Consider the following 16,133-nt stretch of genomic DNA (forward strand, 5'->3'; position numbering starts at 1 on the left):
TGGGTTCGTTCGGTTGGTCGATAATGGGGGGATGGGTAAGGGGAAGAACCGGCGTGTGGTGAGTGCGGCCGTTGTCGGACAGGTCGACGGGGGGCTTGCCGAGTTGTTGCCCGATCGGGAGCGGGCGCGCGGGTGGACCCTGCTCATCGACGGGGCCCCGCAGTCGCATGTCGACCTCGACGACCCGGCCTATCTGAGCTTCGAGTACCAGCGCCGCCTCGGGCACGTCATCGACCTCGTCGCCCCGCCCGGCCGGCCCGTGCACGCCGTGCACCTCGGCGGTGGCGCCCTCACCCTCGCCCGGTACGTGGCCGCCACCCGCCCCCGCTCCACCCAGCAGGTCGTCGAACGGGACGCGGCGCTCGTCCAACTGGTGCGGCGCGAACTGCCGTTGGACCCGAACGCCCGGATCCGGGTGCGGTCCGTCGACGCACGCGAAGGGCTCGCCAAGGTGCCGGACGGCTGGGCGGACCTGGTCATCGCCGATGTGTTCAGCGGGGCGCGCACGCCCGCGCATCTGACATCCGGAGAGTTCCTCACCGAGGTGCGCAGGGTCGTGAAGGCCGGGGGGCTGTACGCCGCCAACCTCGCCGACGGTCCGCCTCTGGCGCATCTGCGCGGCCAGATCGCCACCGCGGCCGGCGTCTTCCCCGAACTCGCCCTCGTCGCCGACCCCACGGTCCTGCGCGGCAAACGCTTCGGCAACGCGGTCCTGGTCGCCTCCGACCAGCCACTGCCGGTCGCGGAACTGACCCGCCGAGCGGCCTCCGACCCCCACCCCGCCAGGGTCGAACACGGCAAGCAACTGAGGGACTTCACCGGCGGAGCAGCCCCGGTGACGGACGCATCGGCAGTGGCGTCCCCCGCGCCTCCGCCATCAGTTTTCCGGTAGGGCCAAGGCGTAGCGGGCCCGTTTTTCAGGGGCGCGGGGAACTGCGCGACCAGCCCCCACCGGACCCGCAGTCGGAGTCAGAACCCTCAGTAATCGTTCACTTCGACCCGCGGCGCCGAGTCGTGCCACGTACAGAACACCGACACCCGATCCGCCCCGGACGAGAACTCCACCCGAATCCACGTCTCCGTCTTCCACACCTGCATCGACCACCCGGACGCGGGCGTCGCGGACACCAGCGACGCGGACGTCTTCCCGAGGTCGAAGACGGCCCGCCCTCCGTCGGTGTCGTAACTCTTCACCTCACCGGAGGCCCCCACGCTCGGCGAAGTCGCACTCGCCGGCTTCGAATGCGACGCCGACGCCGACGGTGACGATGAAGCCGAGGGCGCGGCCGGAGAAGAACCGCTCGCATGCGGCGACGGGCTCTTCGACGGCGAGGCCGCCGACCCCGCCGGGGACTCCGGCCGACTCGTCGAGGACGACAGCGGTTTCGCCCCCTGCGCGGTCCCGTCCGCCGCGATCGGCAGGGCCCGCGGCGGATCGTAGGCCGTGCCCGTCATGACCGAGTGCACACCCCACCACGACAGCGTGACCGCCGCGCCCGTGGCGAGCGACCAAGCCAGTACGTGTACGAGTCCTCTGCGCATCGCGGGCCATCCTGCCCCACGAGCCCCGTCCGTGTCCCGCCCGTCCACAGGCCTGGGAGTTGTCCACAGGCCCAGGACCCGGTCCGCCGGATTGGCGTACGGTGCGGCGCATGGCAAGTGTGCTCGTGGTCGAGGACGACCAGTTCGTACGCTCCGCTCTCATCCGGCATCTGACCGAGGCCGCGCACACGGTGCGCAGTGTCGGTACGGCCCTTGAGGCGTTGCGTGAGGTCGCCCATTTCCGTTTCGACGTCGTGATCCTGGATCTCGGCCTGCCCGACCTGGACGGGTCGGAGGCGCTGAAGATGCTGCGCGGCATCACCGACGTGCCCGTGATCGTGGCGACCGCGCGGGACGACGAGACGGAGATCGTCCGGCTGTTGAACGACGGCGCGGACGACTATCTGACCAAGCCGTTCTCGGTGGAGCACCTGTCGGCGAGGATGGCGGCGGTCCTGCGCCGGGCCCGGTCCTCGGCCGCCGAGCCGCCGCCCTCGCCCCAGCTCAGGGTCGGCGGCCTCGCCATCGACCCGCTGCGCCGCCAGGCCGAACTGGACGGCGTACGACTGGACCTGACCCGGCGCGAGTTCGACCTGCTGGCCTTTCTCGCGGGGCGGCCCGGTGTCGTCGTGGCGCGCAAGGAGCTGCTGGCCGAGGTGTGGCAGCAGTCCTACGGGGACGACCAGACGATCGACGTCCATCTGTCGTGGCTGCGGCGGAAGCTGGGTGAGACGGCGGCACGGCCGCGCTATCTGCACACCCTGCGCGGGGTCGGCGTGAAGCTGGAGCCGCCGGGCCAGGGCGGGCTGCGCGGTCCGGCGGGCACGGAGCCGGCGCGATGAGGTGGGCGCTGGTGAAGGTCTGTGTGGCCGTCACCACGATGGTCGTGGTGGCGTTCGCGGTTCCGCTGGGCCTGGTGATCAGGGAGATGGCGAGGGACCGCGCGTTCTCGAACGCCGAGCGGGAGGCGGCGGCCATCGCCCCCGCGCTCTCGATCACCACCGACCGGGCCGAGTTGGAGCGGGTCGTCGCCTCGGCCGCGTCGGACGCGGGCATGGCCGTGCACATCCCCGCAGGCGGCGGCAGCGGTGACAGTGGCGGCAGAGGCACCACCGATGCCACCGGTGGTGCCGGTGGCTCCGGTGGGAAGCAGCAGGCCGTCGACATCGGGCGGCAGCGCGCCGCCGACAAGGACATCGCCACGACCCGGAAGCTGGGCCGGGCCTCCACCACCGAAGTACCCGGCGGCTCCACGCTGTTGCAGCCCGTCGCGCTCAGCTCGGGCGCGATCGCGGTCGTCGAGGTGTACGTCCCCGAGGCGGAGGTCAGCAACGGCCTGGGCACCGCCTGGGCCGTCCTCGCCGGCGTCGGGGTCGCGTTGATCGTCGGCTCGGTCGCGGTGGCCGACCGGCTCGGCGTCCGGATGGTGCAGCCCGCGCAGCGCCTGGTGGAGAGCGCGCACGAACTGGGGGAGGGGAAGCTGGGCGTGCGGGTGCCCGAGGAGGGGCCGACCGAACTGCGGCTCGCGGCGGTCGCCTTCAACTCGATGGCCGACCAGGTCGTACAACTGCTGGCCAATGAGCGGGAGTTGGCGGCCGACCTCTCGCACCGGCTGCGTACACCGCTCACCGTGCTGCGGCTGAACGCGGCCTCGCTCGGTGACGGGCCCGCCGCCGAGCAGACCCGGGCCGCCGTCGCCCAGCTGGAGCGCGAGGTCGACACGATCATCCGCACGGCCCGGGACGCCAAGCCGCAGACCGCCGCGATCGGAGTCGGCGTCGGCTGCGACGCGGCCGAGGTCGTCCGGGAGCGGATGGACTTCTGGTCGGCGCTCGCGGAGGACGAGGGACGCAAGGTGCGGGTGGCCGGGGTCGACCGGCCCGTACGGATACCCGTGGCCCGCGCCGATCTCGTCGCCGCGCTCGACGCGCTGCTCGGGAACGTGTTCCGGCACACGGCCGAGGGCACGGCCTTCGCGGTCGACGTGCACAACGGCGAGGACGCGGTGATCGTCCTCGTCTCGGACGCGGGCCCGGGGATAGCCGACCCGCAGGCCGCGATGGCCCGTGGCCGCGGTTCCGGCGCCGACGGCTCGACCGGGCTCGGTCTGGACATCGTGAGCCGGCTCGCGGAGTCGACGGGCGGGGACGTGCGGATCGGCCGGTCCGTCCTGGGCGGCACCGAGGTCAGGATCTGGATCCAGCTGGACGGGCGCGAGCCCGAGCGGCGCGGTCACCGGGGCTCGGTGCGACGGCGCAGGCCCGCCGCATTGGTCTCGACCTTTAACCGTTCCCGATCCCTTCCTTAAGCGCACCCTAAGAACCACAAGCCCCGTCCGGATCAGGCGTTTTGCCGGTTTCCGGCTCGCTAGCGTGCTGCCGCACCCCCACCCTCGGTCCCGTTCGCGGGAAACCGGGGCTCCGTACGGCGAAGGCAGGCACGCGATGAGCACGCACCGGCGCATGGCCAGTGGCAGGAACAAGGCGATAGGCGGCGTGGTCGCCGCGGCCGTGGTCGGCGGCGGGGCGCTCATGTTCTCCGGTACGGCACAGGCGGCGGGCGTCGGAGCCGCGTACACGAAGACCAGCGACTGGTCGACGGGTTACACCGCGCAGTACGTCGTGGCCAACGACAGCGCCGGTGCGAAGACGGACTGGACGCTGGAGTTCGACCTGCCGTCGGGCGCCGAGCTCAGCTCGCTGTGGAACGCCGAGTCGAAGGTGAGCGGCCGGCACGTCACCGTGAAGCCGCCGTCCTGGGACAAGGACGGGCTCGCCGAGGGCGAGTCGGTGACCGTCGGTTTCGTGGTGCGCGGCTCCGGCGACCCGACCGGCTGTCTCGTCGACGGCGCCAAGTGCTCGGTGGACGACGGCGCGACACCGGAGCCCACCGGCCGCCCGACGCAGACCTCGTCCCCGTCGCCGGAACCGACGAAGGCCACCGCCACCCCGACGGCCACGCCGACCGCCACGGCCACCGCGACCAAGAGCCCGACCGCCACCCCCACGCCCTCCGGGACCACCGGCGGCGGCACGGCCGCCGGCGCAGGCTTCGCGCCCTACGTCGACACCTCGCTCTACCCCGCCTTCGACCTGCTCGCCCACTCCGCGGCCACCGGGGTGAAGGAGTACAACCTCGCGTTCGTCACGGACGGCGGGGGCTGCACCCCCAAGTGGGGCGGGGTGACGGACCTCGCAGGCGACGCGGTCGCCGCGCAGATCGGCGCGCTCCGGGCCAAGGGCGGTGACGTCCGCGTCTCGTTCGGCGGCGCGTCCGGCTCCGAGCTGGCGCTGAACTGCTCGTCCGCGGACGCCCTCGCGGCGGCGTACGGCAAGGCCGTGGACGCGTACGACCTGACGAAGGTCGACTTCGACGTGGAGGGCGGCGCGCTCCCGGACAAGGCGGCCAACACCCGCAGGGCGCAGGCGATCGCGAAGCTGCAGGCCCAGCACCCGGGCCTGGACGTCTCGTTCACCCTGCCCGTCATGCCGGAGGGCCTCACCCAGGACGGTGTGAGCCTGCTCGCCGACGCCAAGGCGAACGGCGTGGGCATCGCCACGGTCAACATCATGGCGATGGACTACGGACCGGCCTACAGCGACGACATGGGCACCTACGCCGAGCAGGCCGCCACCGCGACCCAGGCGCAGATCAAGGGCGTCCTCGGGCTCTCCGACTCCGCCGCCTGGAAGGCGGTCGCCGTCACCCCGATGATCGGCGTCAACGACGTCGCGTCGGAGATCTTCAAGGTCGAGGACGCCACCCAGCTCGTGGCCTTCGCCAAGTCGAAGGGGCTCGGCTGGCTCTCCCTGTGGTCCGCCACCCGCGACAAGCAGTGCGCGGGCGGCACCAAGCCCACCGCCGACGCCACCTGCAGCTCGGTCCTCCAGGACGCGAACGCCTTCTCGAAGGCCTTCGCCGCCTACAAGTGAGCCCCCGCTGACACCACGTGAGCGGTACCCCCGAACGCCCCCGCAGGAGGTCATGCCCGCGCGGGGGTCGCGCGCCCCGGCCGGCCTTCCCCCCACCCGGCCGGGGCGCGCGTGCACGCGTACGCGGGGCGCGGCACTCCCCTCACCGTGTGCCGCGCCCCGCCCCCGCCCGCTTCCCCCAGGAGGGGCGTCTACTCGGTCACTCGGCCCGACTCACCGGCGGCAGCTCGCCGGTGCGGGCCGCCTCGCGGTACCACAGGGCGCTCGACTTCGGGGTGCGCGCCTGCGTCGCGTAGTCCACGTACACCGCGCCGAAGCGCTTGCCGTAGCCGTACGCCCACTCGAAGTTGTCCATCAGGGACCACAGGTAGTAGCCGCGTACGTCCGCGCCCTCGGCGATCGCGCGGCGGACCGCGCGCAGGTGTCCGTGCAGGTAGGCGATGCGCTCCGGGTCGTGGACGCGGCCGTCCGGGTCCGGCTTGTCGTCGTAGGCGGCGCCGTTCTCCGTGATGTACAGCGGCAGGCCCGGCACCTCCCGCGTATAGCGCATGATCAGGTCCTGGAGGCCCGACGGGTCGATCGTCCAGCCCATCTCGGTGCGCTCACCGGGCGTCTGGTGGAAGGCCACGTCGTCCGCGCCCGGCCAGGGGGAGGACGAACTCGCCCCGTGGCCGTCCGCGCGCGGTCCCGAGGCGTCCGCCGGGGCGGCCGACACCAGCGTCGGCGTGTAGTAGTTCAGGCCGAGCGCGTCCAGCGGCTGCTTGATCAGGGCGAGGTCGCCGTCGCGCACGTACGACCAGTCCGTCACCGAGGCCGTCGCGGCGAGGAGGGTCTCCGGGTACGCGCCGTGCAGCATCGGGCCGTGGAAGATGCCGTTGGCCAGGTCGTCGATCCGCTGCACCGCCGCCAGGTCGGCGGGGTCCCGGGTCAGCGGCCTGACCACCGAGGAGTTGAGGCTCACCGCGATGGAGTTGCGGGCCGGCATCGCGGTGCGCAGGGCCTTGGTGCCCAGGCCGTGCGCCAGGTTGAGGTGGTGCGCCGCCCTCAGGGAGGCCTCGTGGTCGGTGCGGCCGGGGGCGTGCACACCGGACGCGTACCCGAGGAACGCGCTGCACCAGGGCTCGTTGAGCGTGATCCACTGCTCGACGCGGTCCCCGAGTGCCTCGCCGACGATCTGCGCGTACTCGGCGAAGCGCAGCGCGGTGTCGCGCTCGGGCCAGCCGCCCGCGTCCTCCAGCTCCTGGGGGAGGTCCCAGTGGTAGAGGGTGATCGCGGGCTTGATGCCGTGCGAGAGCAGCTCGTCGACGAGGCGGCGGTAGAAGTCGAGGCCGCGCTGCACGGCGGGCCCGCGGCCCGTCGGCTGCACCCGGGACCAGGACACCGAGAAGCGGTACGCGGTCAGGCCGAGGTCCGCCATCATCGCCACGTCGTCGCGGTAGCGGTGGTAGTGGTCGTTGGCGATGTCGCCGTTCTCACCGCCCGCCGTCTTGCCGGGCGTATGGCTGAAGGTGTCCCAGATCGAGGGCGTACGTCCGTCCTCCCGCACCGCCCCCTCGATCTGGTACGCGGAGGTCGCGGAGCCCCAGAGGAAGGCGGGCGGGAAGGTCACGGGCGTTTCGGACTCGGGCATGGAAGCGCTCCCATGGGAGGAAGGTCGTAGGAGACCGGGGAATGTGAGGTCGGGGAGCGGGGGCGAGGCGGCGGCGGCTCGCCCCCGTCGGCGCGGGGCGCGGGTCAGCCCTTGATCGCGCCCTGCATGATGCCGCCCACGATCTGCTTGCCGAACAGCAGGAAGGCGATGAGCAGCGGCAGGGTGCCGAGGAGCGCGCCCGCCATGATCACCGCCTGGTCGGGCACATAGCCCGTGCCGAGCGAGTTGAGGGCGACCTGCACGGTGGGGTTCTGCTGGTTGAGCGCGATGATCGGCCACAGGAAGTCGTTCCAGGCCATCACGAACGTCAGCAGGCCGAGCACGGCCATCGCGGGCCGCGCCGCCGGGAAGACGACGTGCCACACGATGCGCAGACTGCTCGCGCCGTCGACCCGCGCCGCCTCGATCAGCTCACTGGGCAGCGCCTGGATCAGGTACTGCCGCATGAAGAACGTACCGAAGGCGCTGACCAGGGTCGGCAGGATGACCGTCTGCAGCTGGTTGGACCAGCCCAGCTCGCTCATCCACAGGTACAGCGGTACGACGGCCAGCTGCGGCGGGATCATCATCGTGCCGATGGTCAGCAGCAGCAGGACGTTCGAGAACTTGAACCGCAGCTTGGCGAAGGCGAAGCCGGCGAGCGTGGAGAACAGGACCGTACCGACGGTGATGGTGCCGGCGACGATCGTGCTGTTGACCATCGCGGTGCCGAGGCCGCCCTCCTCCCACGCGCTCTGCAGGTTCTTGAAGAGGTTCCCGCCGATCCACAGCGGCGGCGGGGTCTCGGCGAGCCGCTGGTTGGTGCGCGAGGCCGCGACCACGGTCCACAGCAGCGGCGCCAGCGAGACGAGCGCGAAGACCGCCAGGACGACGTACGTGAGGGGCCCCGCGTGCAGTTGCTTGCCCGCGCCCATGAGCCGGCGGCGCCCGGAGCCGTCCCGGGCGGCCTTCTCGGCCGCGTCCATCGGCGCCTGAGGGGCCGTCAGTTCGCTAGTGGTCATTGGGACTTCCTCAGCCGTCGGGTGATCAGCAGGTTGACCGCGGCGACGATCAGCAGGATCAGGAACATCGTCCAGGCGATCGCGGACGCCTTGCCGAGGTTGCCGATGATCCAGCCCTGGTCGTACATGTACAGGCCGAGCGTCTGGTACTGGTGCTCGGAGCCGCCCTTGGAGCCGCTGACCCCGCCGAACAGGAGCGGTTCGCCGAACAGCTGCGTCGCGCCGATCGTGGAGACGACCACCGTGAACAGGATGGTGGGCCGCAGCATCGGGATCGTCACATGGCGGAACTGCTGCCAGCGGCCCGCGCCGTCCAGCGCCGCCGACTCGTACAGGTCGGCGGGGATCGCCTGCATCGCGGCCAGGTAGATCAGCGCGTTGTAGCCGGTCCACCGCCAGATCACGATCGAGGAGACGGCGAACTGCGAACCCCAGGTGGACTCACGCCAGTTGACGGCGTCGACCCCGACGAAGTGCAGCAGCCAGTTGATCATGCCGCCGTCCCACGAGTAGAGCAGGACGAACACCAGCGTCGCCGCCGCCACCGAGGTGGCGTACGGGGTGAGCATCACGACCCGCCACAGGGTCGAGCCCCGCAGCTTGTAGTTGAGCAGATGCGCGATGCCGATCGCCATGACCAGCTGCGGCACGGTCGAGATCACACCGATGGTGAAGGTGTTCTGCAGTGCCCCCCAGAAGAAGTCCGAGGACATCAGGTTCTTGTAGTTGTCCAGGCCGACCCAGGTCTGCTGGTCCAGGTTGGACAGCTGCACGTTGTGCAGCGAGTACCAGGCCGTGTACAGCAGCGGGACGAGCCCGAAGGCCCCGAAGAAGATGAAGAAGGGGGCGACGAACGCGTACGGCGACGCCTTCATGTCCCAGCGGTACAGCCGGCTGCGCCACGAGCCGGGGCCCGGGGGCGGTGTACCACGACCTTGAGCACGGCGCGCCGCGCCCGGCTGGGAGCCGGGCGCGGCGTCGGCGCTCGGCGCGGTTCGCGCGAGAGCCTGCTTGGAGCTGGTCACTGGCCGAGCACGTCCTTGATCTCCTTGGTGGCCGCGTCCCAGCCCTGGTCCGGGGTCTTGCCCTTCTGCTCGACCTGGAGGATGCCGATGTCCGAGATCGCGGTGTTGATCGGCTGGTCCTTGACGCCGAAGATCTGCGTCGGGATGGTCTTCGCCGAGTCGGAGAAGATCTGCGTGATCGGCGCGTCCGAGAAGAACGTCGTGGTGGCGGCCTGCGGCTTCAGGCTCGCGTACGCCGACGGGGTGGACGGGAAGCTCGCCTGCTTGCCGAAGACCTTCGCCTGCTGCTCGGGGGCGGTCAGCCACTTCGCCAGCGCGATGGCCTCCTTCTGGTGCTTGCCCGCCGTGGGCACACCGATGAACGAGCCGCCCCAGTTGGCCGCGGTGGGCGCTGCCGCCACGTCCCACTTGCCCTTGCCGGAGTCACCGGACTTCTCCTGGATGTAGCCCAGCATCCACGCGGGGCAGGCCACCGTCGCGAAGCCGCCGTTGGCGAAGGCCTGGTCCCACGGCTTGTCGAACTGCTTCAGCTTCGCCGACATGTTGCTGGTCGCCACCTCCATGGAGGCGTCCCAGGCCTTCTCCACCCCGGCGGACTTGTCCCAGATGACGTTGCCGTCCTTGTCGTAGTACCGCTCGCTCTCGCCACCGAGAGCCGCGTTGTAGACCGAGGCGGCGGAGTCCACGAACTTGGTGCCCTTGGGCGCCTTCTTCATGTAGTCCTTGCCGACGGCCACGTACTTCGACCAGTCGCCCTTCCACTGCTCGGCGAGCTTGACGCGGTCCGTCTCCAGGCCCGCCGCCTTGAAGAGGTCCTTGCGGTAGCAGACCGCCATCGGACCGATGTCGGTGCCGAGCCCGATGGTCTTGCCGTCCTTGGTGGTGGCCTGCGCGGTCTTCCAGTCCAGCCACTGGGACTTGTCGACGTCCTTTCCGAGGTCGACGAACTTGTCGCCCTGCGTCTGGACGGCCTCGGCGACGTTGCCGACCTCGATCGCCTGGATGTCGTCCGTACCGGACCCGGCCTGCAGACGGGTGAGCGTCTTCGGCCAGTACACGTCCGTACGGGTGGTGACGTTCTCCTTGATCGTGATGTCGGGGTTCTGCTTCATGTACTCGTCGTAGAGGCCGGCCTGCTTGTAGCCGAAGACCCCGAAAGTGCCGATGGTCAGCGTGGTCTTGCCACCGCCGCTGCCGCCGTCCGAGTCCGACGACCCGTCGTCCGAGTCCTCGGCGCAGCCGGCGAGCAGCCCCGTCGTCAGCGCGGCCACGGCCGCGAGGGCCATCAGCCTGCGGGACCCGCGGTTACTCGTGCGCATTGCGTCCTCCTGTTGCCTGACGTGCCGACCCCCCGGCCAACTGCGTTGTTGGGCCCGTTTGTTCATGCTGCGGCTCGGGCGGGGAACGTGCGGGATGTGTATGTGTCAGGTACTGTGGGAGCGCTCCCACAGGTGATGTGTTGAAGGTTCGTCGCTCGGCGCGGGGGTGTCAAGGGAGAGGACGCAGAGACGTGTCTTCAGTTATCGGGCTGTTAACTAACGCCGGCGGAGACCCGAGGGGAGACCCGGAGGGTAGGTCTCCGACGGTTGCGGGACGGCCTCGGGAAGGCTCCGGATCGGCTTCGGAGTGGCCCCGGGGACGCCGGGGGAGGGCGTCAGGAAAGTGGAGGCACCGTCTCCGCGGGCCCGGCCCCGATCACGGCTGTTACATTCCAGGCCAAGCGCGGTGTCAACCGTGTCGGACGGGAGGCGGACCATGGCAGTCCACGGAGCGCGGAGCCGGAGCGGCGGGAGGCCGACGCTCGAAGAGGTCGCCGCGCGGGCCGGGGTGGGCCGCGGCACGGTCTCCCGTGTGATCAACGGCTCCCCGCGGGTCAGCGACGCCACCCGGGCGGCCGTGGAGGCGGCGGTCGCGGAACTGGGGTACGTGCCGAACACCGCGGCCCGGGCCCTCGCCGCCAACCGCACCGACGCGATCGCCCTGGTCGTCCCCGAGCCCGAGACCCGCTTCTTCGCCGAGCCGTACTTCTCCGACATGCTGCGGGGCGTGGGCGCGGCCCTCTCCGACACCGAGATGCAGCTGCTGCTGATCTTCGCGGGCAGCGACCGGGAGCGGGCCCGGCTGGCCCAGTACCTGGCGGCGCACCGGGTGGACGGGGTCCTGCTGGTCTCGGTCCACGCGGACGACCCGCTGCCCGACCTGCTGGCCCAGCTGGAGATCCCGGCCGTGATCAGCGGTCGCAGGTCGGCGGACGAGACGCTGCCGTCCGTGGACTCGGACAACTTCGGCGGCGGCCGGTTCGCCGTCGAGCACCTCATCGCCCAGGGCCGCCGCACCATAGCCCACCTGGCCGGACGCCTCGACGTGTTCGGTGCCCAGCGCCGCGTCGACGGCTACCGCGCCGCGCTGCGCGACGCGGGCCACGAGGTCGACGAACGCCTCATCGTGCCGGGGGACTTCACCGAGGAGGGCGGCCGTCGCGCGATGACGGAACTGCTCGCCGTCTGCCCCACGCTGGACGCGGTCTTCGCCGGGTCGGACGTGATGGCGGCCGGCGCCCGGCAGGTCCTGCGCGAGGTGGGGCGCCGCATACCCGACGACGTCGCCCTCGTCGGCTACGACGACTCGGCGATCGCCCGCCACATGGACCCGCCCCTGACGAGTGTGCGCCAGCCGATCGAGGACATGGGCCGCGCGATGCTCGCCCTGCTGATGGACGAGATCGCGGACCGCCGCCCGGCGGTCTCCCGGGGCCTGGAACGACGGCAGCTGGTGCTTCCCACGGAGCTGGTGGCACGGCATTCGTCGTGACCCCGCGCAGGGGGAGGGCCGTGACCCCTCGTGGGGGAAACGCCAGAGGGCCGGACCGCTTTCGCGGCCCGGCCCTCTGATCATCAGGGTGAGTGACGGGACTTGAACCCGCGGCATCCTGGACCACAACCAGGTGCTCTACCAGCTGAGCTACACCCACCATGACCGGCGATCCTGCGCTTGGTTCACCTGAAGTGGTTCACCGACCGGCCGAGAAAAAGTGTACAGGGTCCGAAGGGGTGCTCGCTCCCGCCTTTACGGCGGGGGCTACTGCGCGGGCAGGACGTGCTTCGCGGCGATGGAACGGGCCGTGTCCGAGTCCGGTCCGGGCTGCGGGACGAAGATCGCCTCGCGGTAGTAGCGCAGCTCGGCGATCGACTCGCGGATGTCGGCCAGCGCCCGGTGGTTGCCGTTCTTGTCGGGACTGTTGAAGTACGCCCGGGGATACCAGCGGCGGGCCAGTTCCTTCACGGAGGACACGTCCACGATCCGGTAGTGGAGGTACGCCTCCAGGGTCGCCATGTCCCTCAGCAGGAAGCCGCGGTCCGTGCCCACCGAGTTCCCGCACAGCGGGGCCTTGCCCGGTTCCTTGACGTGCTCACGGATGTAGGAGAGGACCTCCTCCTCCGCGGCGGCCAGGGTCGTGCCCGCGGCCAGCTCGTCGAGGAGACCGGAGGACGTGTGCATCGTGCGCACCACCTCCGGCATCGTCTCCAGCGCGGCGTCCGGCGGACGGATCACGATGTCCACCCCCTCGCCGAGCACGTTGAGCTCCGAGTCGGTCACCAGCGCGGCCACCTCGATGAGCGCGTCCTCCGACAGCGAGAGACCGGTCATCTCGCAGTCGATCCACACCATGCGATCGTTCATGGGCTCACCCTACGGCCCGCTCACCCGCCCCGGCAGGCCCGGGACCTCGGCAGTCGTGACCGGCGGGACGGCGGAACGCCCGGGCCGGGGTACACGAACGGCGCCGGCCCCGGACCGTGAAGGGTCCGGGGCCGGCGTACGACGTCACCGCGGGGAGCTAGGGCGCGCTCCGCTGGCCCGGCAGGCTGTGCCGTCCGGCCGCGTACAGCTCCGCGCCCGGGCGGCCCGCGTCCGTGGAGAGGGACGAGGCGGTCGCGCCGACCGCGTGGGCGGCTGCCGTGCGACGGGTCTGGAACGGCACGGGTGGCTCCTGCTGGAGCACCGGCGGCGCCGGTGGCGGCGGACCGTCCGGGTCGCTCTTCTTCTCACCCTGCGGGCGGCGTGCCCGGTACGCGGCGCGGTACGCCGCCGGGGAGGAGCCGAGCTGGCGGCGGAAGTGCCCGCGCAGCGCCACCGGCGAACGGAAGCCGCAGCGGCCCGCGACCTCGTCCACCGAGTAGTCGGACGTCTCCAGGAGCCGCTGCGCCTGGAGCACCCGCTGCGTGATCAGCCACTGCAGGGGAGCGCTCCCGGTGAGCGAGCGGAACCGGCGGTCGAACGTACGCCTGCTCATGTACGCGCGTGCCGCCAGCGTCTCCACGTCGAACTGCTCGTGGAGGTGCTCCAGTGCCCAGGCGACGACCTCCGCGAGGGGGTCGGCGCCGATCTCCTCCGGTAAAGATCGATCGAGATAGCGCTCCTGGCCGCCACTGCGCCGGGGCGGGACCACCAGACGGCGGGCCAGTGCCCCGGCCGCCTCGTTCCCGTGGTCCGTCCGCACTATGTGCAGACACAGGTCGATCCCCGCCGCGGTGCCCGCCGACGTCAGCACGTCGCCGTCGTCCACGAACAGCTCGCGGGGATCGACATGCACCGACGGATAGCGCTTGGCCAGCGTCGGTGCGTACATCCAGTGTGTGGTCGCGGGACGGCCGTCCAGCAGTCCGGCCGCGGCGAGCACGAAGGCGCCGGTGCACAGCCCGACTATGCGGGCGCCCTCCTCATGTGCCCGGCGCAGTGCGTCGAGCGCCTCCTCCGGTGGCGGTGAGGTGATCGACCGCCAGGCGGGCACGACAACGGTGCCCGCCCGGGAGATCGCCTCCAGCCCGTTGGGCGCGGTGAGTTCCAGGCCACCTGTCGTCCGCAGTGGGCCTTCCTCACCGGCGCACACGAGTAGTCGATACCGCGGCACGCCGGCGTCCTGGCGGTCGATGCCGAACACCGACAGCGGTATGGAACTCTCGAAGATGGGGCCGCCGCTGAACAGCAGCACCGCGACGATCTCCTTGCGGCGTCGCCCGGAAAGTTTCCGGGCCGCGGCTTCCGGCGCGGCAGTGGAGTCGTGGCTCATCCTGCTAAGCCCCCCTCGGTGGTCGCGGCTCCTCGGTTGTGTCGCTCCTGCACGTTTCCCCTCGGTCCTGCACGAGTCCCCCGCCGTAAGACGTCAAGATCGAATCTACTGTGTCGTCAGGTGCCGAGGTGGCCAGTTCAGCACTCGGCAGATTGTCGACATGGCAACTTGGCGTGAAGCATTCGATCACGAAGCGTTGCACTCGTGGGCCGCACAGGGAAGTGCGCCTCGTCCCCGTGGCCGGTCCCCGTAGGGTGCGGGCACCCTACGGGACCCTTTCGGTGCAGGTCGAACGGGGGTTGGGGGGTGGTTCGGCCAAGGGGTACGCAGGGCATGGAAGTTGGCTGAAAAGCAGCGGGCGCGTGCGCACAAACCGGTCAGTCAACCGGCGTATTTCCACCGGCGTGCCGGCCTCCGTGGCGGTCGCCGTGAGGGACGCCCTGACGGACACCTTGACGGATGTCGTGGCGGTCACCGTCGTCTGCCCCGCCGTGCAGCACATGATGCGGGGTCCGCTCCGCCGCGTGCGGTTGCGCCGCGCCGCGCTCGGACCGGCGCAGCAGTACCCGGCAGGCGCCCGTCACCGCGGCGAGACCGAGGGCCGTGCCGGCCGTGCCCGCCAGTGAGGTCCCGTACCCGACGAGGACGACCGGAACCAGGACGCAGCTGAAGGCCGCCCAGCGGACCACGTCCGTGGCGGTGTCCTGCGCGGTGCCCCTGCCTTCGCCGGCGGGAGGGTGGGGGGCGGTCGTGTGGTGGCCGGGCACGGTGGGCTCCTCCCTGGGGGACGTGGGGTACATGGGTTCAACGCTTGTTCGAGCGGGCGGTCACGGGGGTTTTCCCAGGGTTCCCCGGGATGCCTCGGCTCCGCCGCGGGGTGCGTCCCGTCGGGTGCGGGTCCGGTGGGGGCCGGTCGCGTAGTCCCCCGCGCCCCTTGAGGGGCTGCGCCCCCTGGGGCGGAGGGTCGGGTGCGGGTCCGTGGGGGCTCGTCGCGCAGTTCCCCGCGCCCCTGACGGGCGGGGCTGCGTCCCTTGCCCCGGGGGAGGGCCGGCTGAGGGAGTGCTGTGTAAAACGGCTGTACGGGGCAGCAACCATTGCGTTACGGGCATGCTCTCGGGCATGCTCCCTGGAACCCTCCCGCGGCGAGAGCGGGATCTGGGCAGAGGAGGCGTGCCGCCGTACCCTTGGGGGTATGGGGTTGGGAAGATGATTCCCGGACACAGCTCCGCAGCTCCTGTCGGCCCACCCAAGAGGATCCGAACGCCGAGACACCCATGGCCGGTCACGAATTCGAACCCGCGGACCGCAAGCGCCCCGTCGCCGATCACACGGCGGCCGAGCCCTTGGCGGCGGAAGAGACACGCCAGTCCTGCGACCCAGCCTTCAAGCATGGCGTCGTCGTGGGCTTCGACGGCTCGACATCCAGCGAGCGCGCCCTCGCGTACGCGATCGGCATGGCCTGCCGCTCCGGATCGGGCCTGATCATCGTGCACGTCGCGAACCGGCTGCCCACCACGGTGTGGGCCGGCTGCGAGCCCCCCGTCTTCGTCGACGTGCCGGACCACCGCACCGAGGTGCTCGGTCTTGAGCTGGCCTGCGCGGAGTATCTGGCCGAGGTTCCGTGGATCCTCGTCGAGCGCGGTGGCGACATCTGCCACGAACTCGAAGAGGTGGGGCGGGAGTACGAGGCCGACGCGATCGTGGTGGGGTCGACCCACGGGATCGTCGGGCGCATCTTCGGGTCGGTCGCGGGGCGGCTCGCCAAGCGGGCGCAGCGGCCCGTGGTCGTCATTCCGTAACCCGGCCCGCGGCTCGGTCCTCAACTCGGCTCCGTCCCAGGTGATATGCGTCCCGGGGCGCGGTAACTCCCTTTCGTGGCACGGCAAAACTACTCATGCGTAGATGTGTTTG

The 16,133-nt window shown here is 71.1% G+C and carries 14 protein-coding genes and 1 tRNA gene; 6 read left to right on the forward strand and 9 right to left on the reverse strand.

Annotation, left to right across the window (positions count from 1 at the left end; genetic code table 11):
- The first annotated feature begins 31 nt into the window (after positions 1-31).
- Positions 32-892 carry a spermidine synthase gene (locus ACZ60E_RS17915; RefSeq protein ID WP_469441486.1) on the forward strand — a complete coding sequence of 287 codons (861 nt, stop codon included), beginning with the start codon at positions 32-34 and terminating at the stop codon, positions 890-892.
- Positions 893-978: 86 nt separating this feature from the next.
- On the opposite strand, the gene ACZ60E_RS17920 is transcribed toward ACZ60E_RS17915, so the two are convergent.
- Positions 979-1,542 (reverse strand): hypothetical protein, encoded by a 564-nt coding sequence (locus ACZ60E_RS17920; RefSeq protein ID WP_469441488.1) that lies wholly within the window; start codon positions 1,540-1,542, stop codon positions 979-981.
- A gap of 110 nt (positions 1,543-1,652) precedes the next feature.
- Here ACZ60E_RS17920 and ACZ60E_RS17925 point away from each other — a divergent pair, with 110 nt between their 5' ends.
- From ACZ60E_RS17925 to ACZ60E_RS17935, 3 genes are all read left to right on the forward strand, one after another.
- The gene (locus ACZ60E_RS17925; RefSeq protein WP_107016065.1) at positions 1,653-2,384 is read left to right on the forward strand and encodes a response regulator transcription factor; all 732 of its coding nucleotides are present in this window, start codon (positions 1,653-1,655) and stop codon (positions 2,382-2,384) included.
- Positions 2,381-3,850 (forward strand): sensor histidine kinase, encoded by a 1,470-nt coding sequence (locus ACZ60E_RS17930; protein WP_469441491.1) that lies wholly within the window; start codon positions 2,381-2,383, stop codon positions 3,848-3,850. The genes ACZ60E_RS17925 and ACZ60E_RS17930 overlap by 4 nt, the downstream gene beginning before the upstream one ends.
- 136 nt (positions 3,851-3,986) lie before the next feature.
- A complete protein-coding gene (locus ACZ60E_RS17935) occupies positions 3,987-5,474 on the forward strand; it encodes a glycoside hydrolase family 18 protein (protein ID WP_469441493.1) in 1,488 nt (495 codons plus the stop codon).
- Positions 5,475-5,673: 199 nt separating this feature from the next.
- On the opposite strand, the gene ACZ60E_RS17940 is transcribed toward ACZ60E_RS17935, so the two are convergent.
- The 4 genes from ACZ60E_RS17940 to ACZ60E_RS17955 form a co-directional block, all read right to left on the reverse strand.
- Complete coding sequence (locus tag ACZ60E_RS17940) at positions 5,674-7,104, reverse strand: GH1 family beta-glucosidase (protein ID WP_469441495.1); 1,431 nt, start codon at positions 7,102-7,104, stop codon at positions 5,674-5,676.
- A gap of 104 nt (positions 7,105-7,208) precedes the next feature.
- Positions 7,209-8,126 (reverse strand): carbohydrate ABC transporter permease, encoded by a 918-nt coding sequence (locus ACZ60E_RS17945; RefSeq protein WP_384807890.1) that lies wholly within the window; start codon positions 8,124-8,126, stop codon positions 7,209-7,211.
- Positions 8,123-9,151 carry a carbohydrate ABC transporter permease gene (locus ACZ60E_RS17950; RefSeq protein WP_469441498.1) on the reverse strand — a complete coding sequence of 343 codons (1,029 nt, stop codon included), beginning with the start codon at positions 9,149-9,151 and terminating at the stop codon, positions 8,123-8,125. The genes ACZ60E_RS17945 and ACZ60E_RS17950 overlap by 4 nt, the downstream gene beginning before the upstream one ends.
- A complete protein-coding gene (locus ACZ60E_RS17955) occupies positions 9,148-10,470 on the reverse strand; it encodes an ABC transporter substrate-binding protein (protein WP_384807894.1) in 1,323 nt (440 codons plus the stop codon). Before ACZ60E_RS17955 ends, ACZ60E_RS17950 begins: the two co-directional genes overlap by 4 nt.
- 436 nt (positions 10,471-10,906) lie before the next feature.
- On the opposite strand from ACZ60E_RS17955, the gene ACZ60E_RS17960 reads away from it, so the two are divergent.
- On the forward strand, positions 10,907-11,962 hold the full coding sequence (locus ACZ60E_RS17960) for a LacI family DNA-binding transcriptional regulator (protein WP_469441500.1): 1,056 nt from the start codon (positions 10,907-10,909) through the stop codon (positions 11,960-11,962).
- A gap of 87 nt (positions 11,963-12,049) precedes the next feature.
- Here ACZ60E_RS17960 and ACZ60E_RS17965 read toward each other — a convergent pair.
- The 4 genes from ACZ60E_RS17965 to ACZ60E_RS17980 all read right to left on the reverse strand — a co-directional run bounded on the left by ACZ60E_RS17965 (position 12,050) and on the right by ACZ60E_RS17980 (position 15,022).
- Positions 12,050-12,122: transfer RNA gene (locus ACZ60E_RS17965), tRNA-His, on the reverse strand.
- Between the two features lie 107 nt (positions 12,123-12,229).
- Positions 12,230-12,832, reverse strand: a complete 603-nt coding sequence (orn, locus tag ACZ60E_RS17970) for an oligoribonuclease (RefSeq protein WP_107016073.1) — start codon at positions 12,830-12,832, stop codon at positions 12,230-12,232.
- Positions 12,833-12,989: 157 nt separating this feature from the next.
- Complete coding sequence (locus ACZ60E_RS17975; protein ID WP_469441502.1) at positions 12,990-14,222, reverse strand: helix-turn-helix domain-containing protein; 1,233 nt, start codon at positions 14,220-14,222, stop codon at positions 12,990-12,992.
- Between the two features lie 377 nt (positions 14,223-14,599).
- Positions 14,600-15,022 (reverse strand): hypothetical protein, encoded by a 423-nt coding sequence (locus tag ACZ60E_RS17980; RefSeq protein WP_469441504.1) that lies wholly within the window; start codon positions 15,020-15,022, stop codon positions 14,600-14,602.
- Between the two features lie 474 nt (positions 15,023-15,496).
- Here ACZ60E_RS17980 and ACZ60E_RS17985 point away from each other — a divergent pair, with 474 nt between their 5' ends.
- Positions 15,497-16,021, forward strand: coding sequence for a universal stress protein (locus ACZ60E_RS17985; protein WP_107016076.1), 525 nt, complete (start codon positions 15,497-15,499; stop codon positions 16,019-16,021).
- Positions 16,022-16,133 lie beyond the last annotated feature (112 nt).

The sequence above is a fragment of the Streptomyces sp. NPDC102514 genome (assembly GCF_055584525.1).

Bases quoted from the DNA above. Each gene is read 5' to 3' on its own strand.
- ACZ60E_RS17915 (WP_469441486.1), top strand. From the start codon at position 32: ATGGGTAAGGGGAAGAACCGGCGTGTGGTGAGTGCGGCCGTTGTCGGA.
- ACZ60E_RS17920 (WP_469441488.1), bottom strand. From the start codon at position 1,542: ATGCGCAGAGGACTCGTACACGTACTGGCTTGGTCGCTCGCCACGGGC.
- ACZ60E_RS17925 (WP_107016065.1), top strand. From the start codon at position 1,653: ATGGCAAGTGTGCTCGTGGTCGAGGACGACCAGTTCGTACGCTCCGCT.
- ACZ60E_RS17930 (WP_469441491.1), top strand. From the start codon at position 2,381: ATGAGGTGGGCGCTGGTGAAGGTCTGTGTGGCCGTCACCACGATGGTC.
- ACZ60E_RS17935 (WP_469441493.1), top strand. From the start codon at position 3,987: ATGAGCACGCACCGGCGCATGGCCAGTGGCAGGAACAAGGCGATAGGC.
- ACZ60E_RS17940 (WP_469441495.1), bottom strand. From the start codon at position 7,104: ATGCCCGAGTCCGAAACGCCCGTGACCTTCCCGCCCGCCTTCCTCTGG.
- ACZ60E_RS17945 (WP_384807890.1), bottom strand. From the start codon at position 8,126: ATGACCACTAGCGAACTGACGGCCCCTCAGGCGCCGATGGACGCGGCC.
- ACZ60E_RS17955 (WP_384807894.1), bottom strand. From the start codon at position 10,470: ATGCGCACGAGTAACCGCGGGTCCCGCAGGCTGATGGCCCTCGCGGCC.
- ACZ60E_RS17960 (WP_469441500.1), top strand. From the start codon at position 10,907: ATGGCAGTCCACGGAGCGCGGAGCCGGAGCGGCGGGAGGCCGACGCTC.
- orn (WP_107016073.1), bottom strand. From the start codon at position 12,832: ATGAACGATCGCATGGTGTGGATCGACTGCGAGATGACCGGTCTCTCG.
- ACZ60E_RS17975 (WP_469441502.1), bottom strand. From the start codon at position 14,222: ATGAGCCACGACTCCACTGCCGCGCCGGAAGCCGCGGCCCGGAAACTT.
- ACZ60E_RS17980 (WP_469441504.1), bottom strand. From the start codon at position 15,022: ATGTACCCCACGTCCCCCAGGGAGGAGCCCACCGTGCCCGGCCACCAC.
- ACZ60E_RS17985 (WP_107016076.1), top strand. From the start codon at position 15,497: ATGGCCGGTCACGAATTCGAACCCGCGGACCGCAAGCGCCCCGTCGCC.